Genomic DNA, 2,636 nt, shown 5'->3' with positions numbered 1-2,636 from the left:
GGTTGCCCGGCAGCGCCAGCCACAGCTTTTGCGTATCGCTGAGGGATTTCTCGCGGCTTACCGGCGTCATGGCGGCGATCAGGGCGTTATCGTCAAACTGCGCGGTTTCGCCGCTGAGCACCACGGCGCCGTCGCGCATCACCGAGACGTGACTCGCCAGCTGCCGAATCTCCGGCAGCTTATGCGAGATAAAAACAATCCCGACGCCAAGATCCTGCAAGGCGCGGATCTGGCGAAACAGCCGTTCGGTTTCACCTGGCGTCAGCGAGGCCGTGGGTTCATCGAGGATCAGAATTCTGGCGTTGCGCATCAGCCCGCGCAGGATCTCCACCATCTGCTGGTCAGCCACCTCGAGGGTGCTGGCGGTGGCGTCGAGGTTAAGCTGGCATTGCAATTGCCGGAGTTTTTCCGCCAGACGTTTTTCCCGATCGCGCTCTCGCGGCAGACGAAACAGGATGTTTTCCCGCACCGTCAGGTTGGGAAACAGCAGCGGCTCCTGCGGCACCAGATAAATGCCTAACCTGTGCGCCTGAGCCGGGGTAAGCCGTGTAAAAGACTCACCCGCCACCGAAAGTTCACCGCTATCCGGGGTTTCTACCCCGGCGATGATCTTCATCAGCGTCGATTTTCCCGCGCCGTTACCGCCCATCAGCGCATGCACCTGCCCCGCAAGCAGCGTGAAATCAATGCCTTTTAAGACCGGTACGCCTGAAAACTGCTTGCTGATATCACGCGCGTCGAGAAGTGGTGTCATCATCGCTCCGCTATTGAACAAATGATTTTTAGATTTAATAATGTTCAAAAGCGTAGACGGTGAACTATATTTACAACCGTGCAGGGATCACAATTTTATCGATTGAGATTTAGATAAACCGGAATCGATCGAAATGATCTGTTTTGTCGCGTGGCTCACATTTTCACGTCGCGCCATCACGAACATATGATCTAAATTTTTATAAGAGTTCAATTATGAGCGATAAACGCACTGCGGAAGAAGGACGGTTTGCCGGGCTGGCACTGGCGGAAGAGGAGCTGGTGGCGCGCGTGGCCTGGTGCTACTACCACGACGGGCTGACCCAGAACGACATCGGCGAACGGCTCGGGCTGCCGCGATTAAAAATCTCCCGCCTGCTGGAGAAAGGCCGTCAGTCCGGGGTGATCCGCGTGCAGATCAACTCCCGCTACGAGGGCTGCCTGGCGCTGGAAACCGAGCTACAGCAGCGCTTTGGCCTGAAGCTGGTGCGCGTGATGCCTGCCCTGAATACCCCGCCGATGAACGTGCGGCTGGGCATTGGCGCGGCGCAGTCGCTGATGGGCGTGCTGGAGCCCGGCCAGCTGCTGGCGGTGGGGTTCGGTGAAACCACCATGAGCAGCCTGCAACACTTAAGCGGCTTTATCAGCTCGCAACAGATCCGCCTGGTGACGCTTTCCGGCGGCGTGGGGCCGTATATGACCGGTATCGGCCAGCTGGATGCGGCCTGTAGCGTCAGCATGATCCCCGCCCCGCTTCGCGTGTCATCCGCTGAAGTGGCCGGGATCTTAAAGCGCGAAACCAGCGTGCGGGACGTGATCCTCGCCGCGACCGCCGCTGACGTGGCGGTGGTCGGCATTGGTTCCGTGAACCAGCGCCGTGACGCCACCATCCTGCGCTCCGGCTATATCAGCGAAGGTGAACAGTTGATGTACGCCCGTAAAGGCGCGGTGGGCGATATCCTCGGCTATTTCCTCAATGCCGAAGGTGAATGCGTCGAGGAGCTGGAGATCCACAAAGAATTACTGGGCGTCACGCTCGATGAACTGGCGCAGCTGCCCACCATTGTCGGCGTGGCCGGAGGGGAAGAGAAAGCCGATGCGATTTATGCCGCACTGAAAGGTCGCCGTATTAATGGCCTGGTGACGGAAGAGACGACAGCCCGCGCGGTGCTGGCTCTGGCCGGATAAGAGCAGCCCTGCGCTAACAGCGAGGCAAGCTCATGAGTTACCTTTTAGCGTTAGATGCAGGGACAGGCAGCGTTCGCGCCGTGATTTTCGATTTACAGGGCAACCAGATTGCCGTTGGCCAGGCCGAGTGGAAGCACCTGAGCGTGGAGAACGTGCCGGGGTCGATGGAGTTCGATCTCGACACCAACTGGCGGCTGGCCTGCCGGTGTATTCAGCAGGCGCTGGAGCGCGCACGGCTTAGCGCGGCGGATATTCAGTCCGTCGCCTGCTGCTCGATGCGCGAAGGGATTGTGCTGTACGACCGCAACGGCGAGGCTATCTGGGCCTGCGCCAACGTCGACGCCCGCGCCAGCCGCGAGGTGGCTGAACTCAAAGAGATCCACGACTACCGGTTTGAATCCGAAGTGTATGAGGTCTCCGGCCAGACGCTGGCGCTGAGCGCCATGCCGCGCCTGCTGTGGCTGGCGCACCACCGTCCGGATATTTACCGCAAGGCTGCGACTATCACCATGATCAGCGACTGGCTGGCGGCGAAGCTCTCCGGCGAGCTGGCGGTCGACCCGTCCAATGCGGGCACCACCGGTATGCTGGATCTCTTCTCCCGCGACTGGCGTCCGGCGCTGCTCGACATGGCCGGGCTGCGCGCCGATATCCTTTCCCCGGTGAAAGAGACCGGCACCGTGCTGGGCGCGATA

3 protein-coding genes are annotated in these 2,636 nt (G+C 60.2%); 2 read left to right on the top strand and 1 reads right to left on the bottom strand.

Features of this window, described 5'->3' with window-relative positions:
• A partial coding sequence (locus DD606_RS24475; RefSeq protein ID WP_129259366.1) for an ATP-binding cassette domain-containing protein occupies window positions 1-754 on the bottom strand: 754 nt, incomplete at its 3' end.
• 215 nt (window positions 755-969) lie between these two features.
• On the opposite strand from DD606_RS24475, the gene lsrR reads away from it, so the two are divergent.
• Together lsrR and DD606_RS24465 are read left to right on the top strand one after the other, a co-directional pair.
• Window positions 970-1,941 (top strand): transcriptional regulator LsrR, encoded by a 972-nt coding sequence (gene lsrR, locus DD606_RS24470; protein ID WP_023295481.1) that lies wholly within the window; start codon window positions 970-972, stop codon window positions 1,939-1,941.
• 32 nt (window positions 1,942-1,973) lie between these two features.
• Window positions 1,974-2,636, top strand: a 663-nt coding sequence (locus tag DD606_RS24465; protein WP_255573126.1) for an FGGY family carbohydrate kinase, incomplete at its 3' end; no start/stop codon positions are given.

The organism is Enterobacter cloacae complex sp. GF14B, assembly GCF_004136805.1.
GTDB classification, from domain to species: Bacteria; Pseudomonadota; Gammaproteobacteria; order Enterobacterales; family Enterobacteriaceae; genus Enterobacter; species Enterobacter hormaechei_C.
This window is presented reverse-complemented; position numbering and strand designations above follow the sequence as displayed.

Coding starts and splice junctions, on each gene's coding strand:
- lsrR (WP_023295481.1), top strand. CDS start 970: ATGAGCGATAAACGCACTGCGGAAGAAGGACGGTTTGCCGGGCTGGCA.